This is a genomic window from Pseudomonas sp. LAMO17WK12:I5 (assembly GCF_900215165.1).
In the GTDB taxonomy this organism is placed as follows: domain Bacteria; phylum Pseudomonadota; class Gammaproteobacteria; order Pseudomonadales; family Pseudomonadaceae; genus Aquipseudomonas; species Aquipseudomonas putida_A.
In genome coordinates, this window is sequence record NZ_OBDS01000014.1 from 113,917 (window position 1) to 133,484 (window position 19,568).

Here is a 19,568-nt window from a genome sequence, read left to right on the forward strand (position 1 = left end):
CTGTTTGATGGAAATTGTCATGTCCAGGTTTTCTGCTGTTCCACGCTCGGGTTCTGCCCAGGCGTCTTTCGCGCTGAACGCATCGCGCATTGGTTTCTCGCACGCCACCGCCGTCCTTTGCGGCGTCCTGCTGTCGCCGTTGGTGCTGGCCGATGACCACGCCGGTCACGTTGATGAACTCAGCCCGACGGTGATCACCGCGATCGCTCCCAGCTCGCCGTTGACCATCGTCACCAACCCCAAGGATCCGCGTCAGCCGGTGCCGGCCAGTGACGGCGGCGATTACCTGAAGACCATTCCCGGCTTCGCCCTGGTGCGCAATGGCGGCACCAACGGTGATCCGGTGCTGCGCGGGATGTTCGGTTCGCGCCTGAACATTCTCACCAACGTCAGCATGCTGCTCGGCGCCTGCCCCGGGCGGATGGACGCGCCGACCTCGTACATCTCGCCGGAAACCTACGACAAACTCACGGTGATCAAGGGCCCGCAAACCGTACTCTGGGGGCCGGGCGCATCGGCCGGCACGATCCTCTTCGACCGTGAGCCGGAAAGCTTCGGCGAACTCGGCACGCGGGTGAATGCCAGCGTGCTGGCCGGCTCCAACGGACGCTTCGACAAAGTTGTCGACGCCGCTGCCGGCGGGCCATTGGGCTACGTAAGGGTAATCGGCAATACCGCGCACTCCGACGACTATCGCGACGGCAACAACGACAGCGTGCCGTCGCGCTACGACAAGTGGAACGGTGACATCGCGCTCGGCTGGACCCCGGACGCCGACACCCTGATCGAACTCACCGCCGGCAAGGGCGACGGCGAAGCGCGCTACGCCGGGCGCGGCATGGACGGTTCGCAGTTCCTGCGCGAAAGCCTCGGCCTGCGCTTCGAAAAATCCAACATCACCGACGTACTGGAGAAACTCGAAGCGCAGGTCTACTACAACTACGCCGACCACGTGATGGACAACTACAGCCTGCGCACCCCATCCGGCACCGGGATGATGGCGGGGCCCATGGCCTCCAACGTCGACCGGCGCACCCTCGGCGCGCGGATCAAGGCAACCTGGCGCTGGGCCGACATCCAGCTGATCACCGGTCTCGATGCGCAGACCAACGAGCATCGCCAGCGCAGTGGCATGGGCATCGACACCTACAAGGATCAGCCGTACACCAAGGACGCCGATTTCCATAACTACGGCGTGTTCAGCGAAATGACCTGGTACGCCGCCGACCGTGATCGGCTGATTACCGGCGCCCGGGTCGACCGTGCTTCGGCCAAGGATTACCGGCAGCGCATTGGTTCGGGAATGATGAGCCGGCCAAATCCGACCGCCGACGAGACCCGCGCCGACACCCTGCCAAGCGGCTTCGTGCGTTACGAGCATGACCTCGCTGACAGCCCGGCCACGCTGTACGCCGGCCTCGGTCACGCGCAGCGCTTCCCGGATTACTGGGAGCTGTTTTCACCGAAGTCCGGCCCGGCCGGCTCGCTGAATGCGTTCGACTCGATCAAATCGGAGAAGACCACCCAGTTCGACTTCGGCGTGAACTACAAGACTGCCGAACTCGAAGCCTGGGCCTCGGGCTACATCGGTGTGGTGCGCGACTACATCCTGTTCGACTACACACCGACGATGATGGGCATGAGCACTTCGCGCGCGGAAAACATCGACGCGCGGATCATGGGTGGCGAGCTCGGTGCCGCCTACAAACTCACCGATAACTGGAAAGCCGACGCGACCCTGGCTTACGCCTGGGGCAAGAACAGCAGCGACGGCAAAGCCCTGCCGCAAATGCCGCCGCTGGATGCGCGCTTCGGCCTGACCTACAGCGAAGACAACTGGAGCGCCGGGGCGCTGTGGCGCGTGGTCGCGGCGCAAAACCGCATCGACCAGAACAAGGGCAACGTGGTCGGCAAGGACTACGACAAGAGCGGCGGCTTTGGCGTGTTCTCGCTCAACGGCGCCTACCGGATCAACAAAAACTGGAAGGTCAGCACCGGCGTCGACAACCTGTTCGGCAAGGCTTACGCCGAGCACCTGAACCTGGCGGGTAACGCCGGTTTCGGCTACCCGGCCAACGACCCGCAAGCGATCAATGAACCGGGGCGCACGCTCTGGACCAAGGTCGATATGAGTTTCTAACCGAGCGGCACGCCCTGCCCCTGTGGGAGCGGGCTTGCTCGCGAAGACGGCGGTACATCCAGCATGGGTGGCGCCTGACACGACGCTTTCGCGAGCAAGCCCACTCCCACAGGAGTGCAGTGGTGAAACTCCCCATACAGAACAAAGAAAAGATCCAAGCCAAGCGGAGCAAACGTGATGCAAAAGCCCAAACCGAATTTCTACAACCTGGCCTGGCGCTGGCATTTCTATGCCGGATTATTCGTCGCGCCGTTCATGGTAATGCTGGCCCTGACCGGCATCATCTACCTGTTCAAACCGCAACTCGATTCACTGATGTACAGCAGCCTGCTCAACGTCCCGGCCGGGCATCACACGGTGCCGGCCGATGATCTGCTGCAACGGGTCAAGAGCGCTTATCCACAGGGTCAGATCACCCAATACCTGCCGCCGGCCAACGCCGAACGCAGCGCGCAATTTGTCGTGAAGAATGAAGGTCACGAACTCAATGTGTTCATCGATCCGTACCACGGCGACATCCTCGGCGAGCAGGATGCGAAGAAAAATCTGCAAGCCGTCGCCCGCGCTATCCACGGCGAGTTGATGATCGGCACGCTCGGTGACCGCCTGATCGAACTCGCCGCCGGTTGGGGTGTGGTGCTGGTGGTATCGGGGGTGTTTCTGTGGTGGCCGCGCGGTCAGGCGGCGGGGATTCTGTGGCCTCGCCTGAACAGTCGCGGTCGGGTGTTGTGGCGTGATCTGCACGCGGTCACCGGGTTCTGGGGCGCAGCATTGCTGCTGGTGATGCTGCTCAGCGGCATGACCTGGACCGGCTTCTGGGGCAAGCAGTACGCCCAAGTGTGGAACGTGTTCCCGGCCGCGATGTGGAACAACGTGCCGACCTCCGACGTCGAGGCCGGCAGCCTCAATAACGCCGCGCGCCAGACCGTGCCATGGGCAATGGAAAACACGCCGATGCCGATGTCCGGCGACCACGCCGAACACATGGCCCACGGCGACATGCAACACGGTCCCGCCGCACCCGCGATCAGCCTGCAAGAGGTGCAGAACATCGCCATTGAACGCAAGGTCGAACCCGGCTACAGCATCACCCTGCCAACCACCGCGACCGGCGTGTTCACCATCGCCATGTTCGCCGACGACCCGCGCAACGACGCGACCCTGCATGTCGATCAGTACACTGGCAAGGTCCTCGCCGATGTGCGTTTCGAGCAGTACGGCGTGGTGGCGCGGGCCACGGAAATCGGTGTGATGCTGCATGAAGGCAAGATGTTCGGCACCTTCAACCAGATCATCGTGCTGCTGATCTGCCTGATGATTCTGCTCAGCGCCGTCAGCGGTGTGGTGATCTGGTGGAAGCGGCGTCCGCAGGGCAAGTTCGGCGTGCCGCCGCTGCGCCATGACCTGCCGAAATGGAAAACCGGCGTGGCGATCATGCTCGCTCTGGCCGTGATCTTTCCGCTGGTGGGCGCTTCGCTGGTGCTGGTCTGGCTGCTGGATCGGCTGCTGTTGTCGCGTCTGGGCCGCCAAGCTGAATCTGCCTCAACTTCAACGTGAAGCAGGCGAGATGCGCGTTTCAGACAGATCTTTAAACTGCCGGGACTTAAACTCCGGCATTTTTTAGTGTTACTGTATAACGCAAATAGGCCGCCCTGCCCGCAACCAAAAGTTGCGGGCTTTCTTTTGAAGAAGTGATTCACCGTCCCGATGAACAAGTACCTCTTGTCCAGCCTCTGCCTGTTCGCCCTGAACAACGCCAACGCCGACGGCCAGCCGCTGACGCTGCCCACCGGCACCATCTCCGCACCTGCGGTTGACGAAGAAAGTGTCAGCCTGACCACGCCGACCACCGCCGGCTCGCGCCTGAACCTGACGGCCATGGAAACTCCGGCCAGCGTCGAAAGCCTTAGCGGCGAGCAGGTTCGCGCCCGTGGTGATCGCAGCGTGCAGGACGCCGTGTCGCGCAGCACCGGCATCAGCCGCACCGGCACCCCGGGCGATGGCGGCACCTCGTTGCAGGCACGCGGTTTTACCGGGCAGAGTTCGGTGATGCAGTTGTATGACGGCAATCGGATGTACACCGGCATGGGCACCGTGACCTTTCCGGTCGACACCTGGTCGGTGCAGCGCGTAGACGTACTGCGCGGCCCGGCCTCGGTGCTGTACGGCGAAGGCGCGACCGGTGCGGTGGTCAACGTGATTCCGAAGAAACCGTTCGAGGGTGAAATCGAAAATCACCTGCGCGTCGGCTACGGTTCCTACGACAGCCAGCAGCAGGCGTTCGACAGCGGCGGCTCGCTGAGCGACACCCTGAGCTATCGCCTCAATCTCAATCGTCTGCGCAGCAACGGCTGGATCGATCGCGGTGACTCCTCCAGCGACTTCATCAGCGCCGCCCTGCGCTGGCAGGCCACCGAAGACCTGGCCTTCACCCTCGCCCACGATTACGGCGATCAGCGCCCGCAGAACTACTTCGGCACGCCACTGATCAACGGCCGATTGCAGGACAGCCTGCGCAACAAGAACTACAACGTGCGCGACGACCAGCAGCACTACAACGATCAGTGGACGCGCCTGACCAGCGATTGGCAGATCAACGACGCCGTCAGTGCCAGCAACGAGCTGTACTACCTCAAGGCCCAGCGCCGCTGGCAGAACGCCGAGAACTACAACTTCGACACCACCACGCAACAACTCAGTCGCAGCGGCTACTTCGGCATCGGCCATCGGCAGGAGCAGGTCGGCGACCGCCAGACCTTCACCTTCAAGCACTCACTGTTCGGCCTCGACAGCCAGACCGTGACCGGCGTCGATTACAACCGCATCCGCTTCCAGCTCAACAGCAACTCGCCGTTCAACGACGTGCTGCCCAACGGTCAGCCCTTGGATCTGTATCACCCGCAGCCGGGCTATTTTGAAAGCGCCAACCCGTACCGCGACCAGTTCGACAGCACCACCAAACAGATGTCAGTGTTTGCGGAAAACCGCACGCAATTGAGCGAGCGCTGGTCGCTGGTGACCGGCGTGCGCCGTGATTACGTGCACGTTGATCGCAACAATCTGATCGACGACAGCCACAGCGACAAGACCCTGACCGGCAACAACTGGAAGGCCGGACTGGTGTTTGCCCTGACGCCCGAGACTTCGTTCTACGGTCAGGTCGCGACCAGCACCGACGGCATCGGCGGCCTGATATCCCTCAGTCCGAGCCAGCAGCAATACGACCTGTCGACTGCACGCCAGACCGAGGTCGGCATGAAGCAGTTGTTCTGGGATCAACGCGGCGAGTTCACCCTGGCGGCCTATCGCATCGTCAAAAAGAAACTGCTGACCGACGATCCGGGCAACCCGACGCTCAAGCAGCAAGTCGGCCAGCAATCGTCCAACGGCCTGGAAGCCAGCCTCGATCTGCAACTGCCGCACGCCTGGCAACTGCAGGCCAACGCGGCGATTGTGAAGGCCAAGTACGATGACTTCTCCGAAGTGGTCGACGGGCAAACCCTGTCGTACAACGGCAATCGCCCGGTGGATGTACCACGGCGCACCGCCAATCTGTGGCTGAACAAAAACCTCAGTGATGATCTGAAGGCCGGGGCCGGCGTGCGTTATGTCGATGCGCGTTACGCCGACATGGCCAACCGCAACGAGCTGCCGAGTTACACCGTGGTCGATGCGACGCTGTCGTGGCAAGCCCTGCGCAACACCACGCTCGGTCTACAGCTGAACAATCTGTTTGACCGCCAGTACGCACAAAGCCAATACAATGCGGGCCAGCAGTGGATTCTCGGCGAGCCGAGATCGTTCTTCGTCACGGCCGATTACACCTTTTGATTCACCGGCCCCTTCGCGAGCAAGCCCGCTCCCACATTGAAATGCGATCCACTGTGGGAGCGGGCTTGCTCGCGAAGGCGTCATCAGCAACACCCGATATTTCAGAGTAGAAGATGACCTCACTGACCCTCGCCAACCTCGCCTGGACACCCCTGGGCCACGGCCACTGCCATCACCAGTTCCAGCTGCGTGACGCCTCGTTGCAGGTGGCCGCCGGTGAGTTTGTCGGTTTGATCGGCCCCAACGGCAGCGGCAAGACCAGCCTGCTGCGCTGCGCCTATCGCTTCAGCCAGCCGGAAAGCGGAGAGGTCAGACTCGATCACCACAACGTGTGGAAGCAATCCTCGCGCTGGTGCGCGAAACGCATCGCCGTGGTCCTGCAGGAATTCCCCGATGCCTTTGGCCTGACCGTCGAAGAAGTGGTCGCCATGGGTCGCACGCCGCACAAAGGCCTGTTCGATGGCGACACGCTGGAAGATCGCAATCTGGCGACGCAAGCGCTCAAATCCGTCGGCCTCGACGGCTTCGAAGACCATGCGTTCGCCACCCTGTCCGGCGGTGAAAAACAGCGGGTGATCCTCGCCCGCGCCCTGACCCAGCAACCGCAATTGCTGATCCTCGACGAGCCGACCAACCACCTCGACCCGCGTTATCAGCTCGAACTGCTGCAACTGGTCAAACGTCTGCAGATCGGCACCCTCGCCAGCATTCACGACCTGAACCTGGCCGCCGCGTTCTGTGACCGACTGTACGTGATCAATCACGGGCGGATCGTCGCCAGCGGCACGCCGCAACAGGTACTCACCACCGAGCTGCTGCGCGACGTGTTCGGCGTCGAGGCGTTGATCGATTCCCACCCTCTTCACGGCTACCCGCGAATCACCTGGATAACCCGACCATGACTGTGCGTTCCCTGCTTTGTGTCGCTCTTTTGTTGTGCAGTGCCCAGGCCTTCGCCGAAGCTACGAAATACCCGTTGACCATCCATAGCTGCAACCGCGAAGTGACCTTCAACGAAGCGCCGAAACACGCGGTCAGCCACGACATCAACATGACCCAGATGATGCTCGCCCTCGGCCTCAAATCGCGCATGGCCGGTTACAGCGGCGTCAGCGGCTGGAAGTCGGTGACGCCCGAAATGCAGTCGTTGCTCGACGGTTTGCCGGAGCTGGCTGCGAAATATCCATCGGTGGAAACCCTGCTCAACGCCAACGTTGATTTTTTCTTCGCCGGCTGGGATTACGGCATGCGCGTCGGTGGCGACCTCACGCCGCAGACCCTGCAACCGCTGGGCATCAACGTGTATGAGCTGACCGAATCCTGCGCCTTCGTGATGAAGCGTCCGGCGGCGACGCTGGACGACACCTACAACGACCTGCGCAACCTCGGGAAAATTTTCGACGTGCAGGATCGCGCCAACGCACTGATCGCCGACATGCAGAATCAGGTCGCCGAGATCCGCAAAGACCTGCCCGCCGACAAGCCGCGCGTGTTTCTCTACGACAGCGGCGAAGACCGCGCCATGACTTCCGGGCGTCTCGGCATGCCGCAGGCGCTGATTGATGCTGCAGGCGGGCGCAACATTCTCGACGACGTCGAAGCGAGCTGGACCCGGGTCAACTGGGAGACTGTGGTCGAACGCAATCCGCAGGTGATCGTGATCGTCGACTACAGCGAAATCACCGCTGAACAGAAGATCGAATTTCTGCTGAAGAACCCGGCGCTGCAATCGGTCGATGCGATCAAGAACCAGCGCTTCATCGTCATCCCTTACGTGCAGGCCACGCCGGGGATCGATAACGTGCTGGCGGTGGAAACCCTGGCCAAAGGATTCCACGGCGAATGATCGACCGTCGCTACGCCCTGTTACTGACTGCCCTCGGCACCCTGTTGCTGGTGTCGTGCGTGGTGTCGCTGGGCTTCGGCCCGGCGCGGGTGCCGGTGGAGGTGGTTTGGCGGATTCTCCTGCACAAGGCCTTTGGTTTCGGCGAGGTGAGCTGGAGCGCCGGACAGGAACACATCGTCTGGCTGATCCGTGTGCCGCGCATGTTGCTCGGCGCATTGGTGGGTGCCGGGCTGGCGTTGATCGGCGCGGTGCTGCAAGCGGTGACGCGCAATCCACTGGCCGATCCGCACCTGCTCGGCGTCACCTCCGGCGCGACACTCGGCGCAGTGATCGTGGTGCTGCACATAGGTGAGATCGTCGGCCTGCTGACCTTGCCGATTGCCGCATTCATCGGCGCCTTGCTGAGCATGTTTCTGGTGCTGGGCATTGCCAACCGTCAGGGTCGGCTCGACAGCGACCGGTTGCTGCTGTGCGGCGTGGCAGTGTCGTTCGTGATGATGGCAATCGCCAATCTGCTGCTGTTCATGGGCGACCATCGCGCCAGTTCGGCGGTGATGTTCTGGATGCTCGGCGGCCTCGGCCTCGCGCGTTGGGAGTTGCTGACGGTGCCGGCCCTGAGCGTGTTGCTCGGCCTCGGTTTGCTGCTGGGTATGGCCCGACCGTTGAACGCCTTGATGGCCGGCGAACAGACCGCCGTCACCCTCGGTCTGAATGCCCGCGCGGTGCGCCTGCGGGTGTTTGTGATCGCCTCGCTGATGACCGGGGTGCTGGTGTCGATCAGCGGCTCGATCGGTTTTGTCGGGCTGATGGTGCCGCACATTGCCCGGCGTCTGGTCGGTGCCGAACACCGCCGACTGCTGCCGGCCTGCGTACTGCTCGGCAGCCTGTTTCTGGTGTGGGTCGATGTTGCCGCGCGAACTCTGATCGCGCCGGAAGACCTGCCCATCGGCGTTGCCACCGCGGCTATCGGCGGTCTGTTCTTCATCGGCCTGATGCGCCGCCGCTGACACAACAAACATAAAAAACTGTGGGAGCGAGCCTGCTCGCGAAGAGGCCGTGCCAGCCAACTTCATTTTTGAATGACCCACCGCATTCGCGAGCAAGCCCGCTCCCACAGTGAATGGCACTGTTTGCGAAATCGGCGCCCTAATCTGGCGCACACGAATGCACCGTCACACGCGACCGGTCCCTTCATGGTGCATCCCACCAACACGCAACCGCTCTAAACCGACATTTCCCTGCCCGATCCCGACCGGGCACAGCCCTTGCAAAACACACCTTCAGTCGTCCGCATCTGCCAACCATAAAAAACTTTAACGTTCATGGAGATCGCACAATGAAGCGTCGCAGTTTGATCAAGGCTTTCACACTCACGGCATCCATTGCCGCGATGGGCATGACCTGGACTGTCCAGGCGGCCGAGACCATCAAGGTCGGGATTCTGCATTCGTTGTCCGGGACCATGGCGATCTCTGAAACGTCGCTCAAAGACATGGCGCTGATGACCATCGACGAGATCAACGCCAAGGGCGGGGTGAACGGCAAGATGCTCGAACCGGTGGTAGTCGACCCGGCATCCAACTGGCCACTGTTTGCCGAAAAAGGCCGGCAGTTGCTGACTCAGGACAAAGTCGCCGTGGTGTTCGGTTGCTGGACATCGGTGTCGCGTAAATCGGTGCTGCCGGTGTTCGAAGAACTCAACGGCCTGCTGTTCTACCCGGTGCAGTACGAAGGCGAAGAGATGTCGCCGAACGTGTTCTACACCGGCGCCGCGCCGAACCAGCAAGCGATCCCCGCCGTTGAATACCTGATGAGCGAAGAAGGCGGCAGCGCCAAGCGCTTCTTCCTGCTCGGCACCGACTACGTCTACCCGCGCACCACCAACAAGATCCTGCGCTCGTTCCTGCATTCCAAAGGCGTGGCTGACAAGGACATCGAAGAGGTCTACACCCCGTTCGGTCACAGCGACTATCAAACCATCGTCGCCAACATCAAGAAGTTCTCCGCCGGCGGCAAGACCGCCGTGATCTCGACGGTCAACGGTGACTCCAACGTGCCGTTCTACAAAGAGCTGGCCAACCAGGGGCTGAAGGCGACCGACGTACCGGTGGTGGCGTTCTCGGTGGGTGAAGAAGAGCTGCGCGGCATCGACACCAAACCGCTGGTGGGCAACCTTGCGGCGTGGAACTACTTCGAGTCCGTGGAGAACCCGGTGAACAAGAAGTTCGTCGCTGACTGGAAGGCTTACGCGAAGAAACACAACCTGCCGGGCGCCGACAAAGCGGTGACCAACGACCCGATGGAAGCCACTTACGTCGGCATCCACATGTGGGCGCAGGCAGCGGAAAAAGCCAAGTCCACCGACGTCGACAAAGTTCGCGAAGCGCTGGCCGGCCAGACCTTCGCCGCGCCGTCCGGTTACACCCTGACCATGGACAAGACCAACCACCACCTGCACAAACCGGTGATGATCGGCGAGATCCAGAACGACGGTCAGTTCAACGTCGTGTGGCAGACCGAAGGCCCGATCCGCGCGCAGCCGTGGAGTCCGTTTATCGATGGCAACGACAAGAAGCCGGATTATGCGGTGAAGAGCAACTGAGCCATTGGGTGTCGGCCTCACGCCTGGCGTGAGGCCGACTCGATCCCCCTGTGGGAACAATATTTTGTGGTGAGGGGATTCATCCCCGATGGGTCGCGAAGCGACCCCAAATGCTACAGGCGCGATGTACCTGTGAATCGCGGCGACTGTTTTTGCGACTGCTTCGCAGCCGATCGGGGATGAATCCCCTCGCCACAAAGACTGTGCCCACCATTAGTCCGCGCAAGGCGACTCTTTATGCCGACTACCCTTTACCGCTTCATCCTCGCCATCGCATTGCTGTTGCCGATGACTGCCTTTGCCGGTGACGCCGAAGACTTCGTCGCCGCCAATCCCGTGCAGCAAGCCAGACTGCTGGAAGCCTGGGCCGCGCAGCCCGAGCCGGCGCGTGTCGAGCTGATCAACGCCCTGCAACAAGGCGAATTGACCCTCGACGGCCAGCCGAAAACCCTGCGCCTGAACAACCGCCTGCGGGGTCTGATCGACACCGCGTTGGCCAGCCACCAATTGCTCGCCGCCGACGCCAAAACCCGTCTGACTGCCGCGCAGCAATTGCAGAAAAGCGCGAAACCCGCGCAGCTGAAATTCCTCGACCAGCAACTGGCTGGCGAAAAAGACGAGAACGTCCACGCCGCCCTGAGCCTGGCGCTGGCCAATCTGCAGCTGGTCGACAGCGATCCGGCGGTGCGTCTGGCCGCCGTGCGCCTGCTCGGCGAAACCGGCGATCCGCTGGCCCGCACCCGCCTCGAAGGCCTGCTCGAACCCGGCGTGGAAAGCGATGCCGGGGTGCGCACCGCCGCCGAAACCAGTCTGGCTCAGGTCAAGCGCAAACTGCTGATCGGCGAAGTGTTGGGTCAGGCGTTCAGCGGCATGTCCCTCGGCTCGATCCTGCTGCTCGCGGCCCTCGGGCTGGCGATCACCTTCGGCCTGCTCGGGGTGATCAACATGGCCCATGGCGAGATGCTGATGCTTGGCGCCTACTCGACCTACGTGGTGCAGCTGATGTTCCAGCGCTACGCCCCGCAAGCCATCGAGTTCTATCCGCTGATCGCACTGCCGGTGGCGTTCTTTGTCACAGCGGCGATCGGCATGGCGCTGGAACGCACGGTGATTCGTCATCTCTACGGCCGCCCGCTGGAAACCCTGCTCGCCACCTGGGGCATCAGCCTGATGCTGATCCAGTTGGTGCGCCTGCTGTTCGGCGCGCAGAACGTTGAAGTAGCGAACCCGGCGTGGCTGTCCGGCGGGATTCAGGTGCTGCCGAATCTGGTGCTGCCGTACAACCGCATCGTGATCATCGCTTTCGCCTTGTTCGTGGTGGTGCTGACCTGGCTACTGCTGAACAAGACCCGCCTCGGCCTCAATGTCCGCGCGGTCACGCAGAACCGCAACATGGCCGCCTGCTGCGGCGTGCCCACCGGCCGCGTCGACATGCTCGCCTTCGGCCTCGGTTCGGGCATCGCCGGCCTCGGTGGCGTGGCGCTGAGCCAGATCGGCAACGTCGGCCCGGACCTCGGCCAGAGCTACATCATCGACTCGTTCCTGGTGGTGGTGCTCGGTGGCGTCGGCCAACTCGCCGGCAGCGTGCTCGCTGCGTTCGGGCTGGGCATCGCCAACAAGATTCTCGAACCGCAGATCGGTGCGGTACTCGGCAAGATCCTGATCCTCGCGCTGATCATTCTGTTCATCCAGAAACGTCCGCAAGGCCTCTTCGCACTGAAAGGACGGGTGATCGACTGATGAACCAGCCTCTACTTGTCACGGCCACGCAAAAAGCCGGGCCGAAAGTCACCCTTGCCATCGGCGCGGTGATCCTCGCGCTGCTGATCGCCCTGCCGTTGCTCTCGCTGCTGTCGCCGGACAGCGCGCTGCATGTGTCGGCGTATACGCTGACGCTGGCCGGCAAAATCCTCTGCTACGCCATCGTCGCCCTGGCGCTGGATCTGGTCTGGGGTTACGCCGGGCTGTTGTCGCTGGGCCACGGTCTGTTCTTCGCCCTCGGCGGTTATGCGATGGGCATGTACTTGATGCGTCAGGCCGCCGGTGATGGTTTGCCGGCGTTCATGACCTTTCTGTCGTGGACCGAATTGCCGTGGTACTGGAGCGGCACCAGCAGCTTTATCTGGTCGATGTGCCTGGTGGTACTGGCACCGGGTCTGCTGGCGCTGGTGTTCGGCTTCTTCGCCTTCCGCTCGCGGATCAAGGGTGTGTATTTCTCGATCATGACCCAGGCCCTGACCTTCGCCGGGATGCTCCTGTTTTTCCGCAACGAGACCGGCTTCGGCGGCAACAACGGCTTCACCAATTTCCGCACGATTCTCGGTTTCGGCATCACTGAACCCGGCACTCGCGCGGTGCTGTTTCTGGCGACGGTTTTGTTGCTGGTGGCAAGTCTGTTCATCGGCTGGCGTCTTGCACAGAGCAAGTTCGGCCGGGTGCTGACCGCGCTGCGCGATGCAGAAAACCGCCTGATGTTCTGCGGCTACGACCCGCGCGGTTTCAAACTGTTCGTCTGGGTCTTGAGCGCGGTGCTGTGCGGTCTGGCCGGGGCCCTGTACGTGCCGCAGGTCGGCATCATCAACCCCAGCGAAATGTCGCCGACCAACTCGATCGAGGCGGCGGTATGGGTCGCCCTCGGCGGTCGCGGCACGCTGATCGGGCCGCTGCTCGGCGCCGGTGTGGTCAACGGCATGAAGAGCTGGTTCACCGTGGCTTTCCCCGAATACTGGCTGTTCTTCCTCGGCGCGCTGTTCATCGTCGTGACGTTGTATTTGCCCAAAGGCGTGATCGGCCTGCTGAAGAAACGAGGTGAACAATGAGAGTCACTGCGAGTGCTGAATTCATGCTCGAGCCGGCGTTTTTCCCCGTGGAACCGAACAAGGACGAAGGCACCAGCCGTGACTCGATCGGCCTCGGCCAACGCGTCGGCCCGGGCCTCGACACCCGCCACGGCACGATCCTGACCCTGGAAGACATCAGCGTCAGCTTCGACGGCTTTCGCGCGCTGAACAATCTGAACCTGTACATCGGCGTCGGCGAACTGCGCTGCATCATCGGCCCCAACGGCGCGGGCAAGACCACGCTGATGGATGTGATCACCGGCAAGACCCGCCCCAGCCACGGCAAGGCCTGGTTCGGCGAAACCCTGGATCTGACGCAGATGAGCGAAGTACAGATTGCCCAGGCCGGCATCGGTCGCAAGTTCCAGAAACCCACAGTGTTCGAAGCGCTGAGCGTGTTCGAGAACCTGGAACTGGCGCAGAAAACCGACAAGTCGGTGTGGGCCAGTTTGCGCGCACGCTTGAGCGGCGAGCAGAAAGACCGGATCAGCGAAGTGCTCGACACCATTCGCCTGACCACCTCGGTCAATCGCCCGGCGGGCTTGCTGTCCCACGGGCAGAAACAGTTTCTGGAAATCGGCATGTTGCTGATGCAGGACCCGCAACTGCTGCTGCTCGACGAGCCGGTGGCGGGCATGACCGATGCCGAAACCGAATTCACCGCCGAGCTGTTCAAGTCGCTGGCCGGCAAGCATTCGCTGATGGTGGTGGAGCACGACATGGGCTTCGTCGGCTCGATTGCCGACCATGTGACGGTGCTGCATCAGGGCAGCGTGCTGGCCGAAGGATCGCTGGAGCAGGTGCAGGACAACGAGCGGGTGATCGAGGTTTACCTCGGCCGCTGAGCTGCAAACACCTTTCCAAACTGTAGGAGTGAGCCTGCTCGCGATAGCTGTGTATCAGATAAGCCGGCGTTGACTGACACGCCGCTATCGCGAGCAGGCTCACTCCTACAAGCGATTTGAGGAGATTTTGAGAATGCTGCAAGTCGACAAGCTGCACCAGTACTACGGCGGTAGCCACATCCTCCGTGGCCTCTCATTCGACGTAAAAGTCGGCGAAGTCACCTGTCTGCTCGGGCGCAACGGCGTGGGCAAGACCACCCTGCTCAAATGCCTGATGGGCCTTTTGCCGGCCAAGGAAGGCGTGGTGAATTGGGAGGGCAAAGCGATCACCACGCTCAAGCCGCACCAGCGTGTACACGCCGGGATCGCCTATGTGCCACAGGGCCGGGAAATCTTCGGCCGGCTCACCGTGGAGGAGAATCTGCTGATGGGCCTGTCACGGTTTCCCGGCAGCGAAGCGAAAGAAGTACCAGGTTTCATCTACGAATTGTTCCCGGTGCTGCTACAAATGAAGCAGCGCCGCGGCGGTGACCTGTCCGGCGGTCAGCAACAGCAGCTGGCTATCGGTCGCGCCCTGGCCAGTCGTCCGCGTTTGCTGATCCTCGACGAGCCCACCGAAGGCATCCAGCCCTCGGTGATCAAGGAGATAGGCGCGGTGATCAAGAAGCTCGCGGCGCGCGGCGACATGGCGATTTTGCTGGTGGAGCAGTTCTACGATTTCGCTGCGGAGCTGGCCGATCAGTACCTGGTGATGTCCCGGGGCGAGATCGTGCAACAGGGGCGCGGCGAAAATATGGAGGCCGAGGGTGTACGAGGTCTGGTAACAATTTAATCTGTAGCTTCCTAACGATAATTACAAACCATGAACTCACCGCTTCCCACTGCCCTGTTTACCCCGAGCTGGCACGCCGAGCTGGAGCTGGCCTACGCCCGCTTCGGCGACTGCACGCGCCCGGTTCAGCGCCGGCATCTCGGCCCGCTGCGCGTGCAAAAGCACCTGTATGCCGAAGGCCCCGAGGTCTGCCAGCACATCATCGTCCATCCGCCCGGAGGTATCGCCGGCGGTGACCGGCTGAACATCAGCGCCCGCGTCGAAGCAGACGCCTGGGCGCAGATCACCAGCCCCGGCGCGGCCAAGTGGTATCGCGCAGCGGGGCCGGCGTATCAGCAGCTCGATTTGAAAGTGGCCGCAGGTGCGACGCTGGAGTGGCTGCCGCAGGAAACCATCGTCTACAGCGCCGCCCAGGCCGAACTCACCACCTCGATCGAACTTGAAGGCGATGCGCGGCTGTTCTATTGGGACGTGGTGGCGCTGGGCCGACCGGCCAGTGGCGAGCGCTTCGACCTCGGACACTTTCAGGCGCATCTGGATATCCGCCGTGACGGGCGATTGCTCTGGCACGAACGTCAGAGGATTACTGGCGGTGACGGGTTGCTGGATTCGCCGATCGGTCTGGATGGCAATCCGGTGTTTGCGACGCTGTTGGTCACCGGTGAAATTGATGCCGAGTTGCTGGAGCGTTGCCGCTCGCTGGGCCATGAGGTGCGCGGTGATCTGACCCAGTTGCCGGGGCTGTTGGTGGCCCGTTGCCTAGCGAGCGAGGCACTGCTGGCCCGCGCCTGGCTGATCGACCTGTGGCGCCTGCTGCGCCCGGCCCTGCTCGGCCGCGAGGCCCAGCCACCACGAATCTGGAATACCTGAAATGCACTCCAATGTGGGAGCGAGCCTGCTCGCGAAAGCGCTTTATCCGTCACCTCAAATATTGAATGTGCCGGCGCCTTCGCGAGCAGGCTCGCTCCCACAGGGATCTGTGCCAACAGTCCCGACCCTTTTCAATCTGCCCTGATGGATACCCGCAATGGACCTGACCCCACGCGAAAAAGACAAGCTGTTGATCTTCACCGCCGGCCTCGTCGCCGAACGCCGACTGGCCCGTGGCGTGAAGCTCAACTACCCGGAAGCCATGGCCTATATCTCCGCCGCCCTGCTCGAAGGCGCCCGTGATGGCCAGACCGTGGCCGAGCTGATGCACTTCGGCACCACCCTGCTCAGCCGCGAGCAGGTGATGGAAGGCATCCCGGAAATGATCCCGGAGATCCAGGTCGAAGCGACGTTTCCCGACGGCACCAAACTGGTCACCGTCCACCAACCGATCGTCTGAGGCCGCGCCATGACCTACACCATTCGCGATGCCCTGCACGCCGACCTCCCTGCAATCCGCGACATCTACAACGACGCGGTGCTCAACACCACGGCGATCTGGAACGAATCGGCGGTCGACCTCGGCAACCGCCAGGCGTGGTTCAGCGCCCGTCAGGCCCAGGCCTACCCGATTCTGGTGATCGTCGACGCCGACAACGTTGTGCTCGGCTACGCTTCCTTTGGCGACTGGCGGCCGTTCGACGGTTTCCGCCATACCGTCGAACACTCGGTCTACGTCCGTAGCGACCAGCGCGGCAATGGCCTTGGCCCGCAATTGATGAGTGTGCTGATCGAGCGGGCCAAAGCCTGCGACAAGCACGTGATGGTCGCCGCCATCGAAAGTGGCAATTCCGCTTCCATTCGTCTGCATGAGCGCGCCGGTTTCAGCATCACCGGACAAATGCCACAAGTCGGCACCAAGTTCGGTCGCTGGCTCGATCTGACCTTCATGCAACTAACCCTCAATCCTGGCGCCCAGCCGCCGGTCGCCAACAAGGAGTGACACGCGATGAACCCCGCCCAACTGCGACGCGTCAATGCGGAAAGTTTTGCGCACTATCGTCAGGGCCTGATTGATCTGCTGCTCGACGCCGTAGGTTATGGCGCCAGCGTCGGTTTCATGGCCGACCTCGATGCCGCGCAAGCCCGCGCCTATTTCGATGAAGTGCAGCAACAAGTGAACAAGGGCAGTGTGTTGCTCTGGGTGGTGGTCAAGGATGAAGAGGTGCAGGCCAGCGTGCAGTTGGGCCTGTGCCAGAAGGCCAACGGCCTCAATCGCGCCGAAGTGCAGAAGCTGCTGGTGCGCGAACAGGCGCGTCGACGCGGCCTCGGTCAGCAATTGATGAATGCGCTGGAGCTCGAAGCGGCCAAGCACAAGCGCGGCATGCTCTACCTCGACACCGAGGCCGGCTCCCCCGCCGAAGATTTCTACAAGGCCCTGGGTTACACACGCGCCGGCGAAATTCCCGACTACGCCTGCGACCCGCACGGTACCTATCGCCCGACCGCCCTCTACTACAAGATTCTGCAAGGAGCCCGGCCATGATTCCCGGCCAGTACCAGATCCAGCCCGGCGACATCGAATTGAATGTCGGCCGCCGCACCCTCAACCTGAAAGTCGCCAACAGCGGCGACCGACCGATCCAGGTCGGTTCGCACTATCACTTTTTCGAAACCAACGACGCGCTGACCTTTGATCGCGCGGCCAGCCGTGGCATGCGTCTGAATATCCCGGCCGGCACCGCGGTGCGCTTCGAACCGGGGCAGAGCCGCGAGGTCGAGCTGGTGGAGTACGCCGGGCATCGGCGGGTGTTCGGCTTTGCCGGGCGGGTCATGGGTGATCTCTAAGTAATGCGGTGTCTGCTCTGGCCCCTTCGCGAGCAAGCCCGCTCCCACATTAAACCGAGTTCCTCCAGCTGGAATCCAATCCCCTGTGGGAGCGAGCCTGCTCGCGAAAGTGAGCGCAGCGAACGATCTCAAAACCAATTGAATTCCAAGGCAAACACATGAAGATCTCGCGTCAAGCCTACGCCGACATGTTCGGCCCCACCGTCGGCGACAAGGTGCGCCTGGCGGACACCGAGTTGTGGATCGAAGTCGAAAAGGACTTCACCACCTACGGCGAAGAAGTCAAATTCGGCGGCGGCAAAGTGATCCGCGACGGTCAGGGCCAGAGCCAGCTGCTCGCCGCCGAAGTGGTCGACACGCTGATCACCAATGCGTTGATCATCGACCACTGGGGTATCGTCAAAGCCGACGTCGGCCTCAAGGACGGGCGCATCGCCGCGATCGGCAAGGCCGGTAACCCGGACGTACAGCCCAACGTGACCATCGCCATCGGCGCCAGCACCGAGGTGATCGCCGGTGAAGGCATGATCCTCACTGCCGGCGGCATCGACACGCACATCCACTTCATCTGCCCGCAGCAGATCGAAGAAGCGCTGATGAGCGGCGTCACCACCATGATCGGCGGCGGCACCGGGCCGGCGACCGGCACCAACGCCACCACCTGCACCTCCGGGCCGTGGCACCTGGCGCGGATGCTGCAGGCCGCCGACGCGTTCCCGATGAACATCGGCCTCACCGGCAAGGGCAACGCCAGCCTGCCGGAGCCGCTGATCGAGCAGGTCAAGGCCGGCGCCATCGGCCTCAAGCTGCACGAGGACTGGGGAACCACCCCGGCGAGCATCGACAATTGCCTGAGCGTCGCCGACCAGTACGACGTACAAGTGGCGATCCACACCGACACCCTCAACGAATCCGGTTTCGTCGAAACCACACTCGGCGCGTTCAAGGGCCGCACCATTCACACCTATCACACCGAAGGTGCCGGCGGCGGCCATGCGCCGGACATCATCAAGGCCTGCGGTTTCCCTAACGTGCTGCCGAGCTCGACCAACCCGACCCGACCGTTCACCCGCAACACCATCGACGAACACCTCGACATGCTGATGGTCTGCCACCACCTCGACCCGAGCATTGCCGAGGACGTGGCGTTCGCCGAAAGCCGTATCCGCCGCGAAACCATCGCCGCCGAAGACATCCTCCACGACCTCGGCGCGTTCTCGATGATCAGCTCCGACAGCCAGGCCATGGGCCGCGTCGGCGAAGTCATCACGCGCACCTGGCAGACCGCCGACAAGATGAAAAAGCAGCGCGGCCCACTGCCGCAGGACGGCGAAGGCAACGACAACTTCCGCGCCAAGCGCTACATCGCCAAGTACACGATCAACCCGGCGATCACCCATGGCATCAGCCATGAAGTGGGTTCGATCGAAGTTGGCAAATGGGCCGACCTGGTGCTCTGGCGTCCGGCGTTTTTCGGTGTGAAACCGACGCTGATCCTCAAGGGCGGCGCCATCGCCGCCAGTCTGATGGGCGACGCCAACGCGTCGATTCCAACCCCGCAACCGGTGCACTACCGCCCGATGTTCGCCAGTTACGGCGGCTCGCTGCACGCCACCAGCCTGACGTTCATCAGTCAGGCCGCGCAGGAGGCCGGGCTGCCCGAGGCACTGGGACTGAAGAAGAAAATCGGCGTGGTCAAAGGCTGCCGCGACGTGCAGAAAACCGACCTGATCCACAACGATTACTTGCCGAACATCGACGTCGATCCGCAGACCTATCAGGTCAAGGCCGACGGCGTGCTGCTCTGGTGTGAGCCGGCGGAAACCTTGCCGATGGCTCAGCGTTACTTCCTGTTCTGACACAAGACAAAAGGCCCCCGACCCGCGTCTTGCGCACGGGCCGGGGGCCTTTTTC

Annotated in this window: 17 protein-coding genes; all 17 read left to right on the forward strand. The window is 62.4% G+C overall.

Annotation, left to right across the window (positions count from 1 at the left end; translation table 11 throughout):
* Positions 1-19 precede the first annotated feature (19 nt).
* On the forward strand, positions 20-2,140 hold the full coding sequence (locus CRO59_RS23725) for a TonB-dependent copper receptor (protein ID WP_097089898.1): 2,121 nt from the start codon (positions 20-22) through the stop codon (positions 2,138-2,140).
* A 177-nt stretch (positions 2,141-2,317) separates the two neighbouring features.
* Positions 2,318-3,697, forward strand: a complete 1,380-nt coding sequence (locus CRO59_RS23730) for a PepSY domain-containing protein (RefSeq protein ID WP_097089897.1) — start codon at positions 2,318-2,320, stop codon at positions 3,695-3,697.
* Positions 3,698-3,847: 150 nt separating this feature from the next.
* Positions 3,848-5,971, forward strand: coding sequence for a TonB-dependent siderophore receptor (locus CRO59_RS23735; RefSeq protein ID WP_097089896.1), 2,124 nt, complete (start codon positions 3,848-3,850; stop codon positions 5,969-5,971).
* A gap of 113 nt (positions 5,972-6,084) precedes the next feature.
* The gene (locus CRO59_RS23740) at positions 6,085-6,873 is read left to right on the forward strand and encodes an ABC transporter ATP-binding protein (protein WP_027613567.1); all 789 of its coding nucleotides are present in this window, start codon (positions 6,085-6,087) and stop codon (positions 6,871-6,873) included.
* Entirely contained in the window at positions 6,870-7,817 is a 948-nt protein-coding gene (locus CRO59_RS23745; RefSeq protein WP_097089895.1) for an ABC transporter substrate-binding protein, read from the forward strand. Before CRO59_RS23740 ends, CRO59_RS23745 begins: the two co-directional genes overlap by 4 nt.
* Positions 7,814-8,824, forward strand: a complete 1,011-nt coding sequence (locus CRO59_RS23750) for an iron ABC transporter permease (RefSeq protein ID WP_097089894.1) — start codon at positions 7,814-7,816, stop codon at positions 8,822-8,824. Before CRO59_RS23745 ends, CRO59_RS23750 begins: the two co-directional genes overlap by 4 nt.
* A gap of 329 nt (positions 8,825-9,153) precedes the next feature.
* Positions 9,154-10,419: an urea ABC transporter substrate-binding protein gene (urtA, locus tag CRO59_RS23755; protein ID WP_027613564.1), complete on the forward strand. Its 1,266-nt coding sequence runs from the start codon at positions 9,154-9,156 to the stop codon at positions 10,417-10,419.
* Between the two features lie 237 nt (positions 10,420-10,656).
* Positions 10,657-12,159, forward strand: coding sequence for an urea ABC transporter permease subunit UrtB (gene urtB / locus CRO59_RS23760; RefSeq protein WP_027613563.1), 1,503 nt, complete (start codon positions 10,657-10,659; stop codon positions 12,157-12,159).
* Positions 12,159-13,238: an urea ABC transporter permease subunit UrtC gene (gene urtC / locus CRO59_RS23765; RefSeq protein WP_097089893.1), complete on the forward strand. Its 1,080-nt coding sequence runs from the start codon at positions 12,159-12,161 to the stop codon at positions 13,236-13,238. The genes urtB and urtC overlap by 1 nt, the downstream gene beginning before the upstream one ends.
* Positions 13,235-14,104: an urea ABC transporter ATP-binding protein UrtD gene (gene urtD / locus CRO59_RS23770; protein WP_085746541.1), complete on the forward strand. Its 870-nt coding sequence runs from the start codon at positions 13,235-13,237 to the stop codon at positions 14,102-14,104. Before urtC ends, urtD begins: the two co-directional genes overlap by 4 nt.
* A gap of 133 nt (positions 14,105-14,237) precedes the next feature.
* Positions 14,238-14,936, forward strand: coding sequence for an urea ABC transporter ATP-binding subunit UrtE (gene urtE, locus CRO59_RS23775; RefSeq protein WP_027613561.1), 699 nt, complete (start codon positions 14,238-14,240; stop codon positions 14,934-14,936).
* Positions 14,937-14,966: 30 nt separating this feature from the next.
* On the forward strand, positions 14,967-15,806 hold the full coding sequence (locus tag CRO59_RS23780) for an urease accessory protein UreD (protein WP_097089892.1): 840 nt from the start codon (positions 14,967-14,969) through the stop codon (positions 15,804-15,806).
* 157 nt (positions 15,807-15,963) lie between these two features.
* On the forward strand, positions 15,964-16,266 hold the full coding sequence (ureA, locus tag CRO59_RS23785) for an urease subunit gamma (protein WP_007915951.1): 303 nt from the start codon (positions 15,964-15,966) through the stop codon (positions 16,264-16,266).
* Positions 16,267-16,275: 9 nt separating this feature from the next.
* Complete coding sequence (locus tag CRO59_RS23790) at positions 16,276-16,809, forward strand: GNAT family N-acetyltransferase (protein ID WP_027613559.1); 534 nt, start codon at positions 16,276-16,278, stop codon at positions 16,807-16,809.
* A gap of 6 nt (positions 16,810-16,815) precedes the next feature.
* Positions 16,816-17,352 carry a GNAT family N-acetyltransferase gene (locus CRO59_RS23795; RefSeq protein ID WP_027613558.1) on the forward strand — a complete coding sequence of 179 codons (537 nt, stop codon included), beginning with the start codon at positions 16,816-16,818 and terminating at the stop codon, positions 17,350-17,352.
* Entirely contained in the window at positions 17,349-17,654 is a 306-nt protein-coding gene (locus CRO59_RS23800; protein WP_027613557.1) for an urease subunit beta, read from the forward strand. The genes CRO59_RS23795 and CRO59_RS23800 overlap by 4 nt, the downstream gene beginning before the upstream one ends.
* Positions 17,655-17,812: 158 nt before the next feature.
* Positions 17,813-19,513, forward strand: a complete 1,701-nt coding sequence (ureC, locus tag CRO59_RS23805; RefSeq protein ID WP_027613556.1) for an urease subunit alpha — start codon at positions 17,813-17,815, stop codon at positions 19,511-19,513.
* Positions 19,514-19,568 lie beyond the last annotated feature (55 nt).

Excerpts from the sequence above, each read along its gene's own strand:
- CRO59_RS23750 (WP_097089894.1), top strand. The coding sequence starts at position 7,814 with ATGATCGACCGTCGCTACGCCCTGTTACTGACTGCCCTCGGCACCCTG.
- urtD (WP_085746541.1), top strand. The coding sequence starts at position 13,235 with ATGAGAGTCACTGCGAGTGCTGAATTCATGCTCGAGCCGGCGTTTTTC.
- urtE (WP_027613561.1), top strand. The coding sequence starts at position 14,238 with ATGCTGCAAGTCGACAAGCTGCACCAGTACTACGGCGGTAGCCACATC.
- CRO59_RS23795 (WP_027613558.1), top strand. The coding sequence starts at position 16,816 with ATGAACCCCGCCCAACTGCGACGCGTCAATGCGGAAAGTTTTGCGCAC.
- ureA (WP_007915951.1), top strand. The coding sequence starts at position 15,964 with ATGGACCTGACCCCACGCGAAAAAGACAAGCTGTTGATCTTCACCGCC.
- CRO59_RS23730 (WP_097089897.1), top strand. The coding sequence starts at position 2,318 with ATGCAAAAGCCCAAACCGAATTTCTACAACCTGGCCTGGCGCTGGCAT.
- urtB (WP_027613563.1), top strand. The coding sequence starts at position 10,657 with ATGCCGACTACCCTTTACCGCTTCATCCTCGCCATCGCATTGCTGTTG.
- CRO59_RS23790 (WP_027613559.1), top strand. The coding sequence starts at position 16,276 with ATGACCTACACCATTCGCGATGCCCTGCACGCCGACCTCCCTGCAATC.
- CRO59_RS23740 (WP_027613567.1), top strand. The coding sequence starts at position 6,085 with ATGACCTCACTGACCCTCGCCAACCTCGCCTGGACACCCCTGGGCCAC.
- CRO59_RS23745 (WP_097089895.1), top strand. The coding sequence starts at position 6,870 with ATGACTGTGCGTTCCCTGCTTTGTGTCGCTCTTTTGTTGTGCAGTGCC.
- CRO59_RS23800 (WP_027613557.1), top strand. The coding sequence starts at position 17,349 with ATGATTCCCGGCCAGTACCAGATCCAGCCCGGCGACATCGAATTGAAT.
- urtA (WP_027613564.1), top strand. The coding sequence starts at position 9,154 with ATGAAGCGTCGCAGTTTGATCAAGGCTTTCACACTCACGGCATCCATT.
- ureC (WP_027613556.1), top strand. The coding sequence starts at position 17,813 with ATGAAGATCTCGCGTCAAGCCTACGCCGACATGTTCGGCCCCACCGTC.
- CRO59_RS23735 (WP_097089896.1), top strand. The coding sequence starts at position 3,848 with ATGAACAAGTACCTCTTGTCCAGCCTCTGCCTGTTCGCCCTGAACAAC.
- CRO59_RS23725 (WP_097089898.1), top strand. The coding sequence starts at position 20 with ATGTCCAGGTTTTCTGCTGTTCCACGCTCGGGTTCTGCCCAGGCGTCT.
- CRO59_RS23780 (WP_097089892.1), top strand. The coding sequence starts at position 14,967 with ATGAACTCACCGCTTCCCACTGCCCTGTTTACCCCGAGCTGGCACGCC.
- urtC (WP_097089893.1), top strand. The coding sequence starts at position 12,159 with ATGAACCAGCCTCTACTTGTCACGGCCACGCAAAAAGCCGGGCCGAAA.